Origin of the sequence: Accumulibacter sp. (assembly GCF_023806565.1) — a bacterium.
Taxonomy (GTDB): Bacteria; Pseudomonadota; Gammaproteobacteria; order Burkholderiales; family Rhodocyclaceae; genus Accumulibacter.
Genome location: NZ_JAMTDV010000024.1, coordinates 23545 through 39591, shown reverse-complemented (window position 1 = coordinate 39591; position 16047 = coordinate 23545). Strand labels below are relative to the sequence as shown.

The following is a 16047-nucleotide window of genomic DNA, read 5'->3' as shown; positions in this document are numbered from 1 at the left end:
CGATCGTCTTGCCGATCACCGGATCGTATCCTGTCCTGGTGGACAGGATACACGACGGAACAACCCCGCGCACTCGTTTGCGGTCGGGCTGCCGAGCTTTCCGGTCAGGCGACGCCAATCACCTGCGTTGGCAGAATCCTCGCTACGGACTCATGCACCCGGCCAGCCAATCGCGAGTCGGAACCGGTGGCTCAACCGGCGCCCGCGCTGCCGACACGGGCGCGCAGCTCGTCCAGCTCCTCCATCAGGTCCGCGACCAAGGCGGCCAGTTCGGGAACGGCGTCGAAGTCGCGCTCGAGCTGGCGCATGCGCCGCGCGCGCCGCAGGCTCGGGCTGGAAAAGCACCACACCCCGGCAACGCTCTCCGCATGCGGGAACAGTCCCTCCTCGATGTGGCGCAACAGCCAGGTCGGTTCGACCGTGCACGCTGCGGCCAGTTGTTCGAGTGTAAGCCAGCTGTTTTCCATCAGACTGCCGATCAGGATTTCCTCGTCACGCATCGCTCAGCCCTTCCCTTGCTGGCGCGGATCGAAGGCGAGTTCGCGCGCCATGGTCTCATAGAGGGTACGCGCCCTCGCCGTGTCGGCAGGCGGCAGTACCACCTGAATGTCGAGCAGCAGGTCGCCCGCCTGCGCGCCGGGAATCCCCTTGCCACGTACCCGCAGCTGCTGTCCGCTCTGCGCACCTTCCGGGATGCGCACCTTGACGCTGCCTGGTGGCAGATCCACCGCCAGCACCGCACCGAGCGCTGCCTCCCAGGGCGCCACCGGCAAGGTCAGGTGCAGGTCTCGCCCGTGCACACGGAAACGCGGGTGTGGCCGGAAGCGCACTTCCAACAACAGATCGCCGGCCGGCGCCCCGCCGATTCCCGGCGCCCCCTGCCCGGCCAGGCGAATGATCTGGCCGGCGTGAACACCTTGCGGGATCTTGACGTTCAACGTACGGCTTGCCAGAGTCACTCGGCCTTGCGCGTCGGTCCGTGGCGCGCGCAGCGAGATCTGCCGGGTCGCACCGCTGAAGGCATCTTCGAGGTCGAGCAGCACCTTCGCATGATGATCCTCGCCCCGCGCCTGGAACGGTGCCTGCGGGCCACCGCGAAAACCGCGCGCGCCGCCCCCCGCGCGACCGAACAACTCGGCGAAAAAGTCCGAGAAATCCGCCGCTTCCCCCGGCGCAAAGCCACGTCCCGAGAACTCGAAGCCGGCATCCCAGTCGGGCGGCGGCTGGAAGTCTTCGCCCGGCTGATAGCCGCGCCCGAGCTGGTCGTAAGCAGCTCGCTTCTCGGGGTCGGAGAGCACCGCGTTCGCCTCGTTGAGCTCCTTCATTCGCTCCTCGGCGTCGGCCTCCTTGGAAACGTCCGGATGGTACTTGCGCGCCAGCCGGCGAAAGGCCTTCTTGATCTCTTCCGCCGTGGCTTCGCGGGGCACCCCCAGAGTGCGGTAGTAATCCTTGAATTCCATATGCAGTCCTCGATCTGCCGCTGAGTACACAACAATAACAATATGGGGCCGGCGCCGCGCGAACAAGGATATTGAAGTCCGTCGAAGCGACCCCAATTGTAGAGGCAAGCGCCAGTCCTGGCGCGCCATGACCATCCTATGGAGGAATCACCATGATCTATCGCTCCCTGTTTCCCCGCGACCTGATGGCGGAACTGGACCGGCTGCTCCGTGACACGCAGCAGAATTTCCACTTCTCTCCGACCATTCGCGGCATCGCCCGTGGCGGCTTCCCGGCGATGAACGTCGGCGGAACGCCGCAATCCGTCGAACTGTATGCCTTCGCGCCGGGCATCGAGCCGAGTACCCTCGACGTCCAGATCGAAAAAGGTGTGCTGACGATTGCCGGCGAGCGCCAGCGGCAGAAGCCGGCCGAAGACGCCACCGTCCATATCGACGAACGTTTCGAGGGCCGTTTTCGGCGCGTGGTGACGCTTCCCGACGACATCGACCCGAATGCCGTCGACGCGAAATACACCGACGGCGTTCTGCGCATCAGCGTCGGCCGCAAACAATCCGCACAACCTCGTCGCATCACCATTCAGTAAGGAGGATCGAAGATGTCCGACAACACTCTTGTCAAGAAGCAGAACGCCCGCGATGAAGCAGCGCTGTTGCCGCCGGTAGACGTCATCGAGGACGCTTCCGGAATCACCCTGTATGCCGATCTGCCCGGCGTGCCAAAGGAGAAGCTGACGCTGCAGGTCGAAGCGGACACGCTGACCATCGAAGGCGAAATCGATCTCGACATGCCCGGTGGCATCGAAGCCAGTCACGCCGAGGTCAGCCTGCCGCGCTATCGGCGAGTCTTCACGCTGTCGAAGGAACTCGACGCGAGCAAAGTCGCAGCCGAGTTCAGCCAAGGGGTGCTCAAGCTCTCGATTCCGAAAGCCGCACATGCGCAGCCGCGCAAGATCGAAGTCCAGGTGATGTAAGCATCCGGCGGCAGACGAGCGCCTGATGCAATCGTGTGGAGAAGACCGGGCCGGCTCAGGCCGGCCCGGTCTGGAGGCTCGGCGATCAGCGCGAGTTCCCCCTGTTGTAGCTCGTGCACCCGACACGCCGCCGTCAAGGCGTGGACGCGAAGAAAGCATCCATGTCGAGAGGGCGATCCGGCGTGACGGGCTCCACATGTGGTCCGGGAGTGGCGAGCTCAGTACAACAGGAACTCCCGACGCTCGCTTTCCCAGGCCTCTTCCTCGGGCCGGGCCAGCGCTTCCAGGTCGGCCGCCGTCGCCAAGGGATCATCCACCCAGACGCGGAGCAGCGGCGAACCGTTGATCAGGTCGATGGCCAGCCGATCCTGTTCGTATTCGTAGGCGAAATCGCGCCACAACGGGTAATCCGGCTGCAGTTGCCGCAGCGCCTTGAAAGCAAGGCTTTGCAGACGCCACGGCCGAAACTCGGCATGCCGGTAGCTGCCATCCTCGACATGGATCTGGACGCCGTGGCAGAGGCAGCCGGCATGCTTGTGAAAGGTCGGCTCGAACCAGCATTCGCGCAACCGACACCCGCGCAGCCAGACGGGAGCAAGCCCGTGCATCGTCGCAATCAGCCGGCGCGCGTCGATGTCAGGCGCGCCAAACAGCTCCAGTGGCCGAGTGGTACCACGCCCCTCCGAAAGCGTGCTGCCTTCGAGCATCACGGTGCCGGCGTAGCAGCGCGCCATCGACAGGTTCGGGGCGTTCGGGCTGGGGTTGATCCAGCATCGCTCGCCGAGCGGCCAGCCGTAACCTGGCGCTGCCTCGGGCAGCCAACCGTGCATCCTGATCACCGTGCAGGCGACGTCGAGATCCATGCGGTGGATGAACCAGCAGGCCAGTTCCCCCATCGTCAGACCATGCCGCATTGGCAGCGGCCCGGCGCCGACGAAGCTCTCCCAGCCGGGACGCAAGAGCAATCCTTCGACCGGCCGTCCTGCCGGATTCGGGCGATCGAGGATCCACACTTCCTTGTCGCATGCCGCCGCAGCTTCGAGCAGGTAGCGCAGGGTGGTAATAAAGGTGTAGATGCGGCAGCCGAGATCCTGCAGGTCGATCAGCAGTATGTCGAAGCTGTCCATCATCGCCATCGTCGGTCGACGCACGACGCCGTACAGGCTGAACACCGGGATCCCGTGCACCGGGTCGAGGAACTCCGGCGACTCGACCATGTTGTCCTGCTTGTCGCCGCGCAAACCGTGCTGCGGACCGAAAGCGGCGGTGATTCGCAGATCGGGCAGAGCGGCCAGCGCGTCGAGAGCGTGCGTCAGGTCGGCGGTCAACGAAGCGGGGTGGGCGAGCAGGGCGACACGGAGACCGCGCAAGGGTCTGCGCAGCTCCGGAGTGGCGAGCAGGCGATCGAGTCCAGACTGAAGCGCAGGCATCCGGGATTCCTCAGCGGGTGGGCGGTGGCGCGAGTTCGCAGACGAAGCCGTCGCGGTGATGGAAATCCGGCAAAGCGGCGGGATGACGCAGCGCCCAGTAGCTGTGACTGCCATCGACGGTATCGGCCGCTTCGACAATCGCCGTCAGCCCGATCTGCAGCGTCGCCGTAGCGGCCCCTGGCGGCAACAGGGCCGGGCCGATCACTGCCTCCAGTTCGAGCCGGCCGGCGAACAGGCGCGCGGCGATCTGTGGCGCAGCGGCAAGAATGCTTTCCCGGTCGCGCCGACGGTAGCCGGAAAAGGCGAAAGCCGCCCATTGACCCGATGGCGAGAAGTTGAATTCATGGTAGACGGCATCGCCAGCGATGGCGACGAAAGCCTCGAAACAACTGTGTTCCCAGAGTTCATTGGCAGGACCGGGTTCCGTTGGCGCCGGAATCAGCAGGCGGGCCATGTCGCCGCGCAGGCAGTACGCCAATTCGAGACCCCCTGCCGGACTACGTGCCGCGTGCACCTCGATCGTTCGCACCTGCCGGGCGGGCGTCGCCGGATGGCACAAGAGGTGCAGGGTGAATTCGCTGGGGAACATGGATCGGGATCGCGTACGGCCACTGCGTCGGTCGAAAACGGATTAAAACATAGCCCGTGGCCGGACGCCATGCGCTTGCCGACGCCAGGCCCGGTCGCAATCGGCTGAAAATCGTCCGCCCACGGCACGAAGGTGTAAGTTTTCCGCTTCGATTGGCGACGAAACGTCAAATCGCCGCGAAGTGCCCTGCTTCCAGGAAGCGCCCGGTGGCTCGCTGGCTGAACTACAGCAATTCTTCGCGGCCGAATGGCAAGCAGTCACTTTCCCGGACATGCTCGCCCGGCACAGCAGCTTGCTGCGTCCGCGCACGCCCGGTTCAAATCACCTCTTCATTGGAGATAATCATGGATCGTCGTCAATCGCTGAAATGGCTTGGCGGATTCTCCGCCTTCATCCTGCCGGTTGCCGCCCCCGCAGCAAGCTCGGCCAGCGAGAGCGCCGTGGGCCCGTTGCGGAAGCCGAAAGCGGAGTGGGCAACGCTGCTGCCGCGACCTGCGTATCGCGTACTCTTCGAGGAGGATACCGAACGCGCCGGCAGCAGTCCCCTGAACCACGAAAAGCGCGAAGGCACCTTCCTCTGCGCCGCCTGCTACCTGCCGCTCTTCGACAGTTCGACGAAGTACGAGAGTGGTACGGGCTGGCCGAGTTTCTGGCAGGCACTGCCGAATGCGGTTGCCACCAGGACCGACTTCAAGCTGATCTATCCGCGCACCGAGTACCACTGCGCCCGTTGCGGCGGCCATCAGGGGCACGTCTTCAATGACGGTCCGCAGCCCACGGGCAAGCGCTACTGCAACAACGGAGTGGCGCTGCAATTCGTGCCACGCGGCGAGAAATTGCCGGACCTGCGGACATGAGCAGGCATCTGCTCCAGGCGGCGCTGCTGCTGCTCGTGATGCATGCCGGCGCGGCCGACTTGCCGGCGAATCCTCCGGCTGAAGTCCGCACGGCGATTTTCGCCGGCGGCTGCTTCTGGTGTGTCGAGGCCGATTTCGAGAAGCTGCCGGGGGTGATTGGCGCGGAATCCGGCTACACCGGCGGCAGCACGGTCAATCCCACGTACGAGCAGGTCAGTTCGGGCAGAACCGGCCACGCCGAAGCGGTGCGCGTCCGCTACGATCCACGGCAGCTCAGCTACCCGCAACTGCTCGAATACTTCTGGCGGCACATCGATCCTACGGTCAAGGATCGACAATTCTGCGACGTCGGCAGGCAGTATCGCAGCGCCATCTTCTGGCAGAACGACGCCGAGCGAAAGGCCGCCGAAAGCAGCCGCGATGTCCTGCTGGCCAGTGGCAGACTTCCTCGCATCGAAACCGAGATCGTTGCCGCGTCGGCCTTCTACCCGGCAGAGGAATATCACCAGGATTACTACAAGAAGAACCCGATTCGCTACGCCTACTACCGACAGGCTTGTGGCCGCGACCAGCGCGTCAGGCAGATCTGGGAAAGCGCTGAGCCGCTCAATCCACCTCGCAGAGCAGCCCCTTGAGATATTCGCCTTCGGGGAAATGCAGCGCCACCGGGTGGTCGGAAGGCGCGGCGAGGCGACGCAGGATGCGGGCATTGCGTCCGGCGTCGTTGGCCGCGTCAGCGACGATCTGTTGGAAATGGTCGCTACTGATGCCGCCCGAACAGGAATAGCTCATCAGCAGGCCGCCGCGCGCGAGCAGGCGAAAGCCGAGCGCGTTGATGTCGCGGTAGGCGCGCGCCGCGCGCTCGGCGTGCGCTGCCGACGGAGCAAACTTGGGTGGGTCGAGGATGATCAGATCGAAGGCGCGACCGGCACTTCTCAGCACGCGCAACTCGCTGAAGACGTCGGCCTCGCGCCATTCGGCGCGGCTTGCGTCGAGTTCCGGATTCAGCGCCATGTTCTCGGCGGCAGCAGCCAGCGCCGCCGCCGATGAATCGATCGAAAGGACGCTGGCGGCGCCGCCGGCCAGCGCCTGCAGCGAGAAACCGCCGCTATAGCAAAAACAGTTGAGCGTCGCGCGATCTGCCGCCAGGCTGCGCGTCAGCAGACGATTGTCGCGCTGGTCGAGATAGAATCCGGTCTTGTGGCCGGAAACGACGTCGACCCGCATGCGCACGCCGTTCTCGACGATGCTGAGACCTTCCTCCGGCGCCTCGCCGAATACCCAGCCGGTTACCGGCGCCAGACCTTCGAGGCGGCGTACTTGCGAGTCCGACCGCTCGTAGACGCGGACGCAGCCGGTCGCCCGCTGCACCGCGCCGATGATTGCCGTTCGCCATTTCTCCGCACCGGTAGCCGTCAATTGCAGCACGACCGTGTCGCCATAGCAATCGGCGATCAGTCCTGGCAGGCCGTCCGACTCGCCATGAATCAGACGCATGCCCTCTTGCCCGCGCAGGTCCGGCAGGCGTCGGCGGCGCTCGACGGCAACTCTGATGCGACGCTTGAAAAATGCGTCATCGACGGCCTCGTCCGGGTCGAAGGTCCACACGCGCGCCCGGATTTTCGACTCCGGGCTCCAGGCTGCCTTCGCCAGAGGGCGCCCATTTGCGGCAAGAACCTCGACCGTATCGCCCGGGCGCGCACGGCCCTCCAGCTTTGCGACGGCAGTCGAAAAAATCCACGGATGGCGGCGAGCAAGCGATCGATCCCTGCCCGGGAGAAGAACCAGTTGAGCCATGCGCAGTCCCGTGTAACAGGCTTTTTCGCAGGAGGAAAGTGCGAACGAAGTGAAGTGATCCGGCACCCCGCATGAACGGCGGTCCAGTCGGACCCGGCCATGCTGGCAACGCCGGTGGCGCCAGGGATCCGCCCGGTACCTGGGCCGGGAAGACGCATCCTGCGGTCGCGTCCGAGACCGATCCGGAGTCCCGGCAACGCCGAATTCGCGCCGGTCACAAGCGCCACAGTCGCCGCAAAACGAACGCGGCGCGATACCAGAAGAATCGCGCCGCGTCTGCTACCAACTCCGACCGGTCAGCTCTTGGGCTTGGCCGGGGTGCTCATCTCGCCTTGCCCATCCTTGGCTTTTTCGCCCGAACAGGCAACTGCGTGCACACTCGACAGCGCCAAAACCACGGCCAACAGGCCGGCGGTCAGTTTCCCCATACGCTTCTCCTCGTGAATACCGACATTGGCGAGAGCACTCTAGGCGCAAGCAGCCGGAAATTCAAGCCCAATGGCTGCAGTGGCTTTCACACCAGCTTGACGACGATGTTGTTCAGCGCGCGCGCGGCATCGGCCACGCGGTCGGCAGCGTTCGACAGGTGGCGATACGTTTCGCGCCGCTTGAACATGTGCAGATAGTCGTCCCCTTCGAAGAGCGCGACGATCGCTCGCCGATACGACTTTTCGACCGTGCGCTCGGCCTTCCGTGCATTGTTGGCATCTACGCCAGCGCTCGCCGGGTCGGTCGCCAGATGAGCAAATCCCTTGGCCAGCGCCTCGGCCCCTTCGCGAATGTGCAGTGCCATTTCGAGACTGTGCTTGTCGGGCTTCAGGCCCAGCATGTCCATCTCGACGACGGTCGACTTGCAGTAATTGACGATGTCGTCGAGCGTGGTAATCGCACGAAAGAGGTCTTCCCGGTCGACCGGGGTCGAAAAGGCATCGCTCAAGACGCTCAGATTGGCGGCCTTGATGCGGTCGGCTTCGTGTTCGTCGTCACGGACCCGCTGACTGACGGCGATGTCACCGGTCTCCATGAATTCGACGAGCAGGCGGGTGGTTTCCGCAGCATTGGTGCTCTGCTGCGCGAGCATGCCGAAGAAGTCGGCTACGGTCGGAAAGACGCGCTCGTACAGACGGCGGAAAATTGGCTTGTTCTCTTCGTTTTGATTATCGTCCATCTTCATCTCCTCAGTTGGTGTGGCCAAGCATGACCCTGGCCAATGCGTAACAAACAATCGAAGTGAGTGCCGAAGCCGGGATCGTGATCACCCAGGTCTTGGCGATATCCACCGCCTTCTTCCAGCGTACGGCACGCGGGTGCTCCGAATAGCCGATGCCCATGATCGACGTGGCAACCACGTGCGTCGTCGACACCGGCGCGCCGAGATACGAAGCAGACAGAATCAGCAATCCCGACGTGAGCTGCGACGAAAACGCATGTAGCGGGCGGACACGATAAATGGCGAAACCGAGAGTGCGCACGATGCGCCAGCCGCCCGACAGGATGCCGAGCGTGATCGCCGTCGCGCAGGCAACGATCACCCAGAACGGCACCTCGAACTTCGGGATGAAGCCGCCGAGCAGCAACACCAGTGTCAGCATTCCCATGCTCTTCTGCGCGTCGTTGGCACCGTGCGAGAAAGCGAGGCAGGCGGCGGTCAGGAACTGCAGTTTGCGCAGCGTGGCATTGGCCGTCGGCTTGGCGTTGGCCATCACCCGCCGGCCGATGCGGAAGATCAGGAAGCCGACGACGAAACCGAGCACCGGCGAGACGAAGAGCGAGACCAACACCTTCATCACGCCGAGCAGCTTGCCCTCGTGCATCAATGGCGTCCAGCCCCAGATCACGTACTCCGAACCAACCGCCGCGACCACTGCGCCCGCGAGGCCGCCGACCAGCGCGTGCGAAGACGACGAAGGAATGCCGAACCACCAGGTCAGCAGATTCCAGACGATGGCGCCGAGCAGGCCGCAGAACAGGATCAGCATCGAGAGTTGGGCATCCAGACTCGACAGATCGACGAACTTGCCGATCGTGTTCGCCACTGCCGTCCCTCCCAACAGCGGCCCGAGAAACTCGAAGACCCCGACGACGACCACCGCCTGCGCCGGAGTCATCGCCCGGGAAGCGATGATCGTCGCGACGATGTTCGCCGCATCATGAAAGCCGTTCGTGTAATCGAAGAACAACACGATCACCACAGTGGCCACGGCGAGCCAGAAAAGATGCTCCATACGCCCCCTTCCTCTGATAGCAGGCCGGCATGTCCTTGTTCTTGTGAAAATTTTCGCGATTATGCACAAAAATCAAAAGTTGTACACGTTCTGTTAACATTGGCATCGTGCCATGGCTAGGATGAGGACAATTCATGCGTCTGGACGAGCAAAGCGAGAGTCTGAACGTCGAGGATCGGCGCGGCGGTGGCGGCGTCGGCGCCGGGGGCGTCGGCATCGGGGCACTGCTCGTCGCGCTTGCGGCCGGCTATTTTTTTGGCATCGACCCGGGAGTGATCCTCGGCCTGATGACCGGTGGCGGCCATGCTCCGTCGGTGGCACGACCGGCGCCCAGACCACCGGCCGACGACGAAATGGCCACCTTCGTCGCCAAGGTGCTCGGCAGCACCGAAACGACCTGGCGAGCCGTATTCAGCGAGGCCGGGCAGCGCTATCAGGAACCGAAACTGGTGCTGTTCACCGGCGCGACGCCGACCGCCTGCGGGACGGGCAAGTCGGCCATGGGTCCTTTCTATTGTCCGGCGGATCGCAAGGTCTATATCGACCTCGCCTTCTACCGTGATCTGCGCGACCGTTTCCACGCCCCCGGCGAGTTCGCCCAGGCGTATGTGATCGCCCACGAAGTCGGCCATCACGTGCAGAATCTGCTCGGCATCTCGGACAAGGTACATGCGGCGCAACAGCGCAGCAGCAGCCGCGCTGCGGCCAACGCCCTGTCGGTGCGGCTGGAATTGCAGGCCGACTGCTTCGCCGGGGTCTGGGGACATCGTGCCGACAGCATGCAGAAAATCCTCGAACCAGGCGAGATCGAGCAGGCGCTGACCGCCGCCTCGGCGATCGGCGACGATCGTCTGCAACGTCAGACGCAGGGGCAGATCGTCCCGGAATCCTTTACGCATGGCACTTCGGAGCAACGGGTGCGCTGGTTCAAACGCGGCATGGAAAGCGGCGACGTCCGCCAGTGCAATACGTTCAATGCAGCGTCACTGTAGGGCGGAGCGATGAGGCCACTAAGAGTCCGCTCCGGCATTGCGTCGCTTTGCGCTGGCGTGCTGCTCGTCCTGACGCTCCCCAGACCAGCGCAGGCCACTCTGCCCAGAGCGGCGAGTGTTCCTGGCGGCGTCGCACTGGTTCCGCTCGGCCCGGCCACGACCGGACAAGCGCCGCGTGCCTGGCTGGGAGAGCAGCGTGTCCTGGTGACCGCCGATGCGGGCCAGTGGATTGCCGTCGTCGGTTTGGCACTGGATACCGTGCCCGGCGCGTACACCCTGCGCGTCGAAGCGGACACGGAGCAGCGCCGAGAAGCGCAGTTCACGGTCCGCGCGAAGGATTATCCCGAACAGCGGATTACGCTCAAGGACAGCAGCAAGGTACAGCTCTCGGCCAGCGATCTGGAGCGCGTCAACAGCGAGATCGCGGCAATTCGGGAAATCAGGAGCCATTGGCGCGAGGCCAGCGACACCGATACCAGCTTCCTGGTGCCGGCAGAGGGACGCCTCACCGGCCGTTTCGGGCTGCGCCGCTTCTTCAACGGCGAGGCGCGTTCGCCACACGCCGGATTCGACATTGCCGCGGCGCGCGGCAGTGTCGTCCGCGCCAGCGCCCATGGCATCGTGCTGGCGAGCGGTGACTACTTTTTCAACGGGAAAACCGTGTTCGTCGATCACGGCAACGGCCTGATCAGCATGTACTGCCACCTCGACCGCATCGACGTGCAGGCCGGCAAAGCCGTCAGCAAAGGGGAAGCTCTCGGTCTGTCGGGAATGACCGGCCGCGCCACCGGCCCACACCTGCACTGGAGCGTGATCCTCAACGGCGCGCTGGTCGACCCCCGGCTGTTCCTCGCCCGTTCCGGAAAAATCGAGTGAAATTCATGGCTTGCGTCGGCGCCCGCGATCTCGCATCGGGACAATCGATCGGCGCTTGAATGCCGGCTCTCTCTGTGCGACATTCGCCATCTGACCGCGGTCCCGGCACGGTGTGAGCCGAGCGTTCGGGATTGGAACGATCCGTCAACAGCAGGACCATGGAGAATGCATGAGACACATCATCTGGGTATTTTGGCCAGCGTTCATCGCCGCAGGCATTGCGGAAACGCTTTTCTTCACGATGATCGATCCGGCCCAGCTTTACCTGTTCGGACAGCAGGTGCAATGGTCGCCGATGGCGACCTACTCGACCGGTTTCCTGCTTTTCTGGCTGGTGTGCGTCTGCTCCAGCCTGATGACCTACGCCATGATGCCGGACGTTGCCAGGGAGGCACTCCGAAAGGCAGCCAACGAACGCGAGGATCTGGCCCGACCGAAGCGTCGGGAACCCGGCGGCAGCAGCCATTGAGCGGCGCTTGGCCGCTCTCCGACCGTTGACGGAGGGCGCGGATCGCGGACGACCTGCTCTTGCCGCGAATCGACGAGCCGGGGCTCGGCGCCGGCCAAGCGCGAGAAATGACCTGCGGAAATCCTCGGCTGGGCTTGCCGGGTCAGATCGAAGACAAACCGCTCTCGAGGTCGTTCTGCAGATCGACCACGGCTTCGAGGCCTACTGCGATGCGTAGCAAGCCCTCGGTGATTCCCGCAGCGGCGCGCTGTTCGGGGGTGATGCGGCCGTGCGTCGTCGACGCTGGATGCGTCAGCGTCGTCTTGGTGTCCCCGAGGTTGGCGGTAATCGACAGCAGCCGACAGCTATCGACCACCTTCCACGCTTCGGCGCGCGATCCGCAGATCTCGAACGAGACGACCGCGCCGCCACTCTTCTGCTGTCGGCCGGCGAGTTCGAACTGGGGATGCGACGGCAGACCAGGATAGTACACGCGCTTCACCTTGGGATGCTTTTCCAGCCACAGCGCCAGTTGCAAAGCATTCGCCGACTGCGCTTCGAGGCGAATCTGCAGCGTTTCCAAGCCTTTCAGCAGGATCCATGCGTTGAAGGGCGAGAGCGCCGGGCCCGCGGTACGCAGGAACTTGAACACTTCGTCGGTGAGCCGTTTCGGCCCGGCAACCGCTCCACCCAGCACCCTGCCCTGTCCGTCGAGGAACTTGGTGGCCGAATGCACTGCCAGGTCGGCGCCCAGATCGAGCGGTCGCTGGAGTATCGGCGTACAGAAGCAGTTGTCCACCGCCACCAGCACACCCCGCGAGCGCGCCACGTCGACCAGTGCCGCGATGTCGGCAATTTCGGTCAGCGGATTCGACGGCGTTTCCAGAAAGAACAATCGGGTTTGCGGCCGCAACGCGGCCCGCCAGGCGCTGACGTCGGTCTGGGCAACGAAAGTGGTCTCGATGCCGAAGCGCGGCATGATCGTGCCAAGCAACTGTTGCGTCGCGCCGAACAATCCGGTCGAGGCAACGACGTGATCGCCTGCGCTGCACAAGGCCATGACCAGCGCGAGTATGGCGGACATCCCGGAAGCCGTGGCAATGCACGCCTCGGCGCCCTCGAGCGCGGCGAGACGATCCTGGAAACACGCCACCGTCGGATTGGTGAAGCGGGAGTAGACGTTGCCCTCCTCCTCGCCGGAAAAACGGGCGGCGGCCTGCGCCGCGGTACGAAAGACGAAACTCGAGGTGAGATAAAGCGCCTCGCTGTGCTCATTGAACTGGCTACGCTCCTGACCGGCCCGCACGGCCAGCGTTTCGAGCGAATACTCCGGATGCTGTGCCACCTTCCTCAGCCCTCCGACATCAGGTTGAGCTGCAGTTGCCTGGATGCCCGCCGTTCTTCCTTGGTCGGCGCGTGGTGACCCGCGCGCGCGCGCTCAATCGCCGTCAGGTACTCCGACGTGACGTCGCCGGTGACATAGCAGCCATCGAAGCAGGACGTATCGAAACGACAGAGGTCGGGCTTCAGGTCACTGATGGACGCCTTGAGCGCGTCGAGGTCCTGGTAGACCAGGGCATCGGCACCAATCTCCCGGCCGATCTCTTCTCCGCTGCGGCCCGTCGCGATCAGTTCGGCGCGCGTCGGCATATCGATTCCATAAACGTTGGGATAACGCACGGGCGGCGAAGCGGATGCGAAGTAGACCTTCAGGGCGCCGGCGGCGCGCGCCATCTCGACGATTTCGCGGCTGGTCGTGCCACGCACGATCGAGTCATCGACCAGCAGGACTCGCCTGCCCTTGAATTCCTGCGCCACGGTGTTCAGCTTCTGGCGCACCGAGCGCGCGCGCGTCGCCTGTCCGGGCATGATGAAAGTGCGGCCGATGTAGCGGTTCTTGACGAAGCCTTCGCGGTAGGGAACCCCCATACGCTGTGCGAGCTGCATCGCGGAAGGGCGGCTCGAGTCAGGAATCGGAATGACGACGTCGATTTGCTCGACAGGAATCCGTTTGAGCAGCTTGTCCGCGAGATGCTCGCCCATGTTCAGGCGCGCTTCATAAACCGACACCCCGTCGATCACCGAATCCGGCCGCGCGAGATAGACGAATTCGAAAATGCACGGTGACAGCTCGGCATTCGGCGCACATTGGCGTTGATGCAGGCGGTGGTCGAGATCGACGAAAATCGCCTCTCCCGGCTCGACGTCGCGCAACACCTGAAAGCCCAGGGTATCGAGTGCCACCGATTCGGAAGCAAACAGATATTCGGTACCCTCGCGCGTTTCGTTGGTCCCGAAAACCAGCGGCCGAATACCGAAGGGATCGCGAAACGCCAGCAGTCCGTGGCCCGAGATGATCGCCACCACCGCATAGGCGCCACGGCAGCGACGATGCACCGCTGCCACCGCGGCAAATATCGTGTCGAGATCGAGCCGACACCCCCTGGCGGTGGCCTGCAGCTCATGCGCCAGCGTATTCAACAGGACTTCCGAATCGGAGCCGGTATTGATATGGCGCATGTCCTGACGGAACATCTCGTCCTTGAGCTGTTCGGTATTGGTCAGGTTGCCGTTGTGCCCGAGTACGATTCCGAACGGCGAGTTGACGTAGAACGGTTGCGAGAGCGCGGCGTCGAAAGCCGAACCGGCCGTCGGATAGCGGCAGTGCGCGATACCCATGTTGCCCGGCAAGGCACGCATGTTGCGCGTGCGAAATACGTCGCGAACCAGCCCGGACCCCTTGTGCATGTGGAAGGTATCGTCCTCGGCAGTCACGATACCGGCGGCGTCCTGGCCGCGATGCTGGAGAACCATCAAGCCGTCGTAAAGCAACTGGTTGACTGGTGTGGTGGCGACGACCCCGAGAATTCCGCACATAGTGTCTTCCCTACCCGAACCTGATTCGTTTGGCCACGTCCGATGGCAACCACGGTTTGCCGGCGACCACGGCTGTTTCGAGCGGAGCAGCGAAATACGCATCGCTCCACCACTTTTCTTTCGGTAGCGCGGTCATGCCGCCCATGGCAACCAGGATCAGCACGATCAGCAAGCCGCGCGCCAAGCCGAAAACGATCCCCAGCAGACGATCGCTCAAACTCATTCCCAATGCCCGGATCAGGCCGCGCACCGCCAGGCGAAGAAGCGCCATCGCGACCAGGACGCCGACGAACACCGCCACCCAGCCAGCGACCAGGCGCAAGCTCGGGTCGGCGATCCCCCCGAACCACACCGAAACCTGCGTACCCCACCATTTGGCCGCGAAGAAGGCAAGCACCCAGGCCACGAGTGCGATGATCTCGCCCACCACACCGCGCCACATGCCCAGCAACAGCGAAGCGACGACGATCACCAGCACGAGGTAGTCGAAACCTGTCATTGCCGGCCGGCGACAACTCCGGTCACACCCGCCTTCTTCAAGCGTTCGAGCGCTTTCTCGGCGGCCTCGCGAGTTGCGAAAGGCCCGGCACGGACGCGAATTTTCTTGCCCTCCGCAGTGTCGAGCACTTCGGTATAGCTATTGACACCGGCGCCGCCAATCTTGCTCTGCAGTTGCTTGGCGTTTTCCGGGTTGGCAAAGGTGCCGATCAGAATCACCTGCTGCCCGGCCGGTTTGGCGGCAGCGCCTTCCGCCGGCTTGCCGGCAGGTGCCGGGCTGGCGTGCGGGGCATCTTCCGCAGTAGCCTTGGCGGAATCGTCGGTCGGCGAATCGGCTGACGGTTTCTCGGCCGGCTTTTCGACTTTCTTGGCGGGCACCTTTTCGGCCGCCTTCTCCGGGGTCTTCTCCGGGCTTTTTTCGACCTTCTTCTCGACCGGCTTCTCGGCGGCTTTGGCAAGTTTCTTGTCGGTGGTCTTGTCGGCCGGCGGGCTTGCCACCGGCGCAGGCGGCTTTTTCTCCACAGCCTTCTCGGCTGGCTTTTCTGGCGGCTTGACGACTGCCTTTTTGTCGGGAGGCCCTTCTGCTGCCTTGCTCGTCTTCTTCTCCGCCGGCTTCTCCGCCGGCTTCTCCGCCGGTTTGGCGACCTTCTTTTCCGGCACCTTGCCGCCTGCCTTGTCGCTCGTCTCGGCCGACGCCTTGGCCACTGGCGGCGCTGCCGGCTGCGAGGTGCCGGACGCCTTGGCTTGCTCGTCACCACTGACCACCGCGGCACCGGTCGTCGCTGCTGCCGGCGCAGCCTTGGCCGCCAACCCCGGGGGGTTGAAGGGAGGCACCTGATCCTGGCCGGGAATGCGTATCGGAACTTCCTGCACTGGCTGCCTGGGTTCGTCGTCCATGACCATCGGCAGGATCACCGCAGCCAGCCCGGCAAACGCCACCGCCCCGACGAGGCGGCGGCGGGCCCGTTTCTTGAGTTGCAGTTGCGGGTCAGGGGTTTCGGTCATCAGGGGCGTACGCTCGCGT

The 16047-nt window shown here is 64.1% G+C and carries 19 protein-coding genes; 7 read left to right on the top strand and 12 right to left on the bottom strand.

Annotated features, from left to right (window positions below; genetic code table 11):
- Window positions 1–191 precede the first annotated feature (191 nt).
- Together NFV80_RS03205 and NFV80_RS03200 are read right to left on the bottom strand one after the other, a co-directional pair.
- Window positions 192–500 (bottom strand): chaperone modulator CbpM, encoded by a 309-nt coding sequence (locus NFV80_RS03205; RefSeq protein WP_295326686.1) that lies wholly within the window; start codon window positions 498–500, stop codon window positions 192–194.
- 3 nt (window positions 501–503) lie between these two features.
- Window positions 504–1460, bottom strand: coding sequence for a DnaJ C-terminal domain-containing protein (locus tag NFV80_RS03200; RefSeq protein ID WP_295326684.1), 957 nt, complete (start codon window positions 1458–1460; stop codon window positions 504–506).
- A 152-nt stretch (window positions 1461–1612) separates the two neighbouring features.
- Here NFV80_RS03200 and NFV80_RS03195 point away from each other — a divergent pair, with 152 nt between their 5' ends.
- The gene (locus tag NFV80_RS03195; RefSeq protein ID WP_295326682.1) at window positions 1613–2047 is read left to right on the top strand and encodes an Hsp20/alpha crystallin family protein; all 435 of its coding nucleotides are present in this window, start codon (window positions 1613–1615) and stop codon (window positions 2045–2047) included.
- A gap of 12 nt (window positions 2048–2059) precedes the next feature.
- Window positions 2060–2434, top strand: coding sequence for an Hsp20/alpha crystallin family protein (locus NFV80_RS03190; protein WP_295326680.1), 375 nt, complete (start codon window positions 2060–2062; stop codon window positions 2432–2434).
- 218 nt (window positions 2435–2652) lie between these two features.
- Here the strand turns inward: NFV80_RS03190 and NFV80_RS03185 are convergent, their stop codons facing one another.
- On the bottom strand, window positions 2653–3864 hold the full coding sequence (locus NFV80_RS03185) for a DUF1343 domain-containing protein (RefSeq protein WP_295326678.1): 1212 nt from the start codon (window positions 3862–3864) through the stop codon (window positions 2653–2655).
- Between the two features lie 10 nt (window positions 3865–3874).
- Window positions 3875–4453, bottom strand: a complete 579-nt coding sequence (locus tag NFV80_RS03180; protein WP_295326676.1) for a DOMON-like domain-containing protein — start codon at window positions 4451–4453, stop codon at window positions 3875–3877.
- Window positions 4454–4797: 344 nt separating this feature from the next.
- On the opposite strand from NFV80_RS03180, the gene msrB reads away from it, so the two are divergent.
- Window positions 4798–5310, top strand: a complete 513-nt coding sequence (msrB, locus tag NFV80_RS03175) for a peptide-methionine (R)-S-oxide reductase MsrB (RefSeq protein ID WP_295326674.1) — start codon at window positions 4798–4800, stop codon at window positions 5308–5310.
- Window positions 5307–5945 carry a peptide-methionine (S)-S-oxide reductase MsrA gene (msrA, locus tag NFV80_RS03170; RefSeq protein WP_295326672.1) on the top strand — a complete coding sequence of 213 codons (639 nt, stop codon included), beginning with the start codon at window positions 5307–5309 and terminating at the stop codon, window positions 5943–5945. Before msrB ends, msrA begins: the two co-directional genes overlap by 4 nt.
- Here msrA and NFV80_RS03165 read toward each other — a convergent pair.
- From NFV80_RS03165 to NFV80_RS03150, 4 genes are all read right to left on the bottom strand, one after another.
- Window positions 5917–7107 (bottom strand): class I SAM-dependent methyltransferase, encoded by a 1191-nt coding sequence (locus tag NFV80_RS03165; RefSeq protein ID WP_295326670.1) that lies wholly within the window; start codon window positions 7105–7107, stop codon window positions 5917–5919. The two genes, msrA and NFV80_RS03165, sit on opposite strands and share 29 nt — an antisense overlap.
- A gap of 296 nt (window positions 7108–7403) precedes the next feature.
- On the bottom strand, window positions 7404–7535 hold the full coding sequence (locus tag NFV80_RS03160; RefSeq protein WP_295326668.1) for a hypothetical protein: 132 nt from the start codon (window positions 7533–7535) through the stop codon (window positions 7404–7406).
- Between the two features lie 86 nt (window positions 7536–7621).
- Window positions 7622–8275 (bottom strand): DUF47 family protein, encoded by a 654-nt coding sequence (locus NFV80_RS03155; RefSeq protein WP_295326666.1) that lies wholly within the window; start codon window positions 8273–8275, stop codon window positions 7622–7624.
- Between the two features lie 10 nt (window positions 8276–8285).
- A complete protein-coding gene (locus NFV80_RS03150) occupies window positions 8286–9332 on the bottom strand; it encodes an inorganic phosphate transporter (RefSeq protein WP_295326664.1) in 1047 nt (348 codons plus the stop codon).
- 134 nt (window positions 9333–9466) lie between these two features.
- Between NFV80_RS03150 and NFV80_RS03145 the strand changes: the two genes are divergently transcribed.
- The 3 genes from NFV80_RS03145 to NFV80_RS03135 all read left to right on the top strand — a co-directional run bounded on the left by NFV80_RS03145 (window position 9467) and on the right by NFV80_RS03135 (window position 11669).
- Window positions 9467–10324: a neutral zinc metallopeptidase gene (locus tag NFV80_RS03145; RefSeq protein ID WP_295326661.1), complete on the top strand. Its 858-nt coding sequence runs from the start codon at window positions 9467–9469 to the stop codon at window positions 10322–10324.
- A gap of 9 nt (window positions 10325–10333) precedes the next feature.
- Window positions 10334–11200, top strand: coding sequence for a peptidoglycan DD-metalloendopeptidase family protein (locus NFV80_RS03140; RefSeq protein WP_295326659.1), 867 nt, complete (start codon window positions 10334–10336; stop codon window positions 11198–11200).
- A 169-nt stretch (window positions 11201–11369) separates the two neighbouring features.
- The gene (locus NFV80_RS03135; protein WP_295326657.1) at window positions 11370–11669 is read left to right on the top strand and encodes a hypothetical protein; all 300 of its coding nucleotides are present in this window, start codon (window positions 11370–11372) and stop codon (window positions 11667–11669) included.
- A gap of 142 nt (window positions 11670–11811) precedes the next feature.
- Here the strand turns inward: NFV80_RS03135 and NFV80_RS03130 are convergent, their stop codons facing one another.
- The 4 genes from NFV80_RS03130 to NFV80_RS03115 are packed head-to-tail and all read right to left on the bottom strand — an operon-like array spanning window position 11812 to window position 16028.
- Window positions 11812–12993: an O-succinylhomoserine sulfhydrylase gene (locus NFV80_RS03130; RefSeq protein ID WP_295326656.1), complete on the bottom strand. Its 1182-nt coding sequence runs from the start codon at window positions 12991–12993 to the stop codon at window positions 11812–11814.
- 5 nt (window positions 12994–12998) lie between these two features.
- Window positions 12999–14525 carry an amidophosphoribosyltransferase gene (purF, locus tag NFV80_RS03125; RefSeq protein ID WP_295326654.1) on the bottom strand — a complete coding sequence of 509 codons (1527 nt, stop codon included), beginning with the start codon at window positions 14523–14525 and terminating at the stop codon, window positions 12999–13001.
- Window positions 14526–14535: 10 nt separating this feature from the next.
- Entirely contained in the window at window positions 14536–15024 is a 489-nt protein-coding gene (locus NFV80_RS03120) for a CvpA family protein (RefSeq protein WP_295326652.1), read from the bottom strand.
- Entirely contained in the window at window positions 15021–16028 is a 1008-nt protein-coding gene (locus tag NFV80_RS03115; RefSeq protein WP_295326650.1) for an SPOR domain-containing protein, read from the bottom strand. The genes NFV80_RS03120 and NFV80_RS03115 overlap by 4 nt, the downstream gene beginning before the upstream one ends.
- Between the last annotated feature and the right edge of the window lie 19 nt (window positions 16029–16047).

Bases quoted from the DNA above. Each gene is read 5' to 3' on its own strand.
- NFV80_RS03205 (WP_295326686.1), bottom strand. From the start codon at position 500: ATGCGTGACGAGGAAATCCTGATCGGCAGTCTGATGGAAAACAGCTGG.
- NFV80_RS03200 (WP_295326684.1), bottom strand. From the start codon at position 1,460: ATGGAATTCAAGGATTACTACCGCACTCTGGGGGTGCCCCGCGAAGCC.
- NFV80_RS03195 (WP_295326682.1), top strand. From the start codon at position 1,613: ATGATCTATCGCTCCCTGTTTCCCCGCGACCTGATGGCGGAACTGGAC.
- NFV80_RS03190 (WP_295326680.1), top strand. From the start codon at position 2,060: ATGTCCGACAACACTCTTGTCAAGAAGCAGAACGCCCGCGATGAAGCA.
- NFV80_RS03185 (WP_295326678.1), bottom strand. From the start codon at position 3,864: ATGCCTGCGCTTCAGTCTGGACTCGATCGCCTGCTCGCCACTCCGGAG.
- NFV80_RS03180 (WP_295326676.1), bottom strand. From the start codon at position 4,453: ATGTTCCCCAGCGAATTCACCCTGCACCTCTTGTGCCATCCGGCGACG.
- msrB (WP_295326674.1), top strand. From the start codon at position 4,798: ATGGATCGTCGTCAATCGCTGAAATGGCTTGGCGGATTCTCCGCCTTC.
- msrA (WP_295326672.1), top strand. From the start codon at position 5,307: ATGAGCAGGCATCTGCTCCAGGCGGCGCTGCTGCTGCTCGTGATGCAT.
- NFV80_RS03165 (WP_295326670.1), bottom strand. From the start codon at position 7,107: ATGGCTCAACTGGTTCTTCTCCCGGGCAGGGATCGATCGCTTGCTCGC.
- NFV80_RS03160 (WP_295326668.1), bottom strand. From the start codon at position 7,535: ATGGGGAAACTGACCGCCGGCCTGTTGGCCGTGGTTTTGGCGCTGTCG.
- NFV80_RS03155 (WP_295326666.1), bottom strand. From the start codon at position 8,275: ATGGACGATAATCAAAACGAAGAGAACAAGCCAATTTTCCGCCGTCTG.
- NFV80_RS03150 (WP_295326664.1), bottom strand. From the start codon at position 9,332: ATGGAGCATCTTTTCTGGCTCGCCGTGGCCACTGTGGTGATCGTGTTG.
- NFV80_RS03145 (WP_295326661.1), top strand. From the start codon at position 9,467: ATGCGTCTGGACGAGCAAAGCGAGAGTCTGAACGTCGAGGATCGGCGC.
- NFV80_RS03140 (WP_295326659.1), top strand. From the start codon at position 10,334: ATGAGGCCACTAAGAGTCCGCTCCGGCATTGCGTCGCTTTGCGCTGGC.
- NFV80_RS03135 (WP_295326657.1), top strand. From the start codon at position 11,370: ATGAGACACATCATCTGGGTATTTTGGCCAGCGTTCATCGCCGCAGGC.
- purF (WP_295326654.1), bottom strand. From the start codon at position 14,525: ATGTGCGGAATTCTCGGGGTCGTCGCCACCACACCAGTCAACCAGTTG.
- NFV80_RS03120 (WP_295326652.1), bottom strand. From the start codon at position 15,024: ATGACAGGTTTCGACTACCTCGTGCTGGTGATCGTCGTCGCTTCGCTG.
- NFV80_RS03115 (WP_295326650.1), bottom strand. From the start codon at position 16,028: ATGACCGAAACCCCTGACCCGCAACTGCAACTCAAGAAACGGGCCCGC.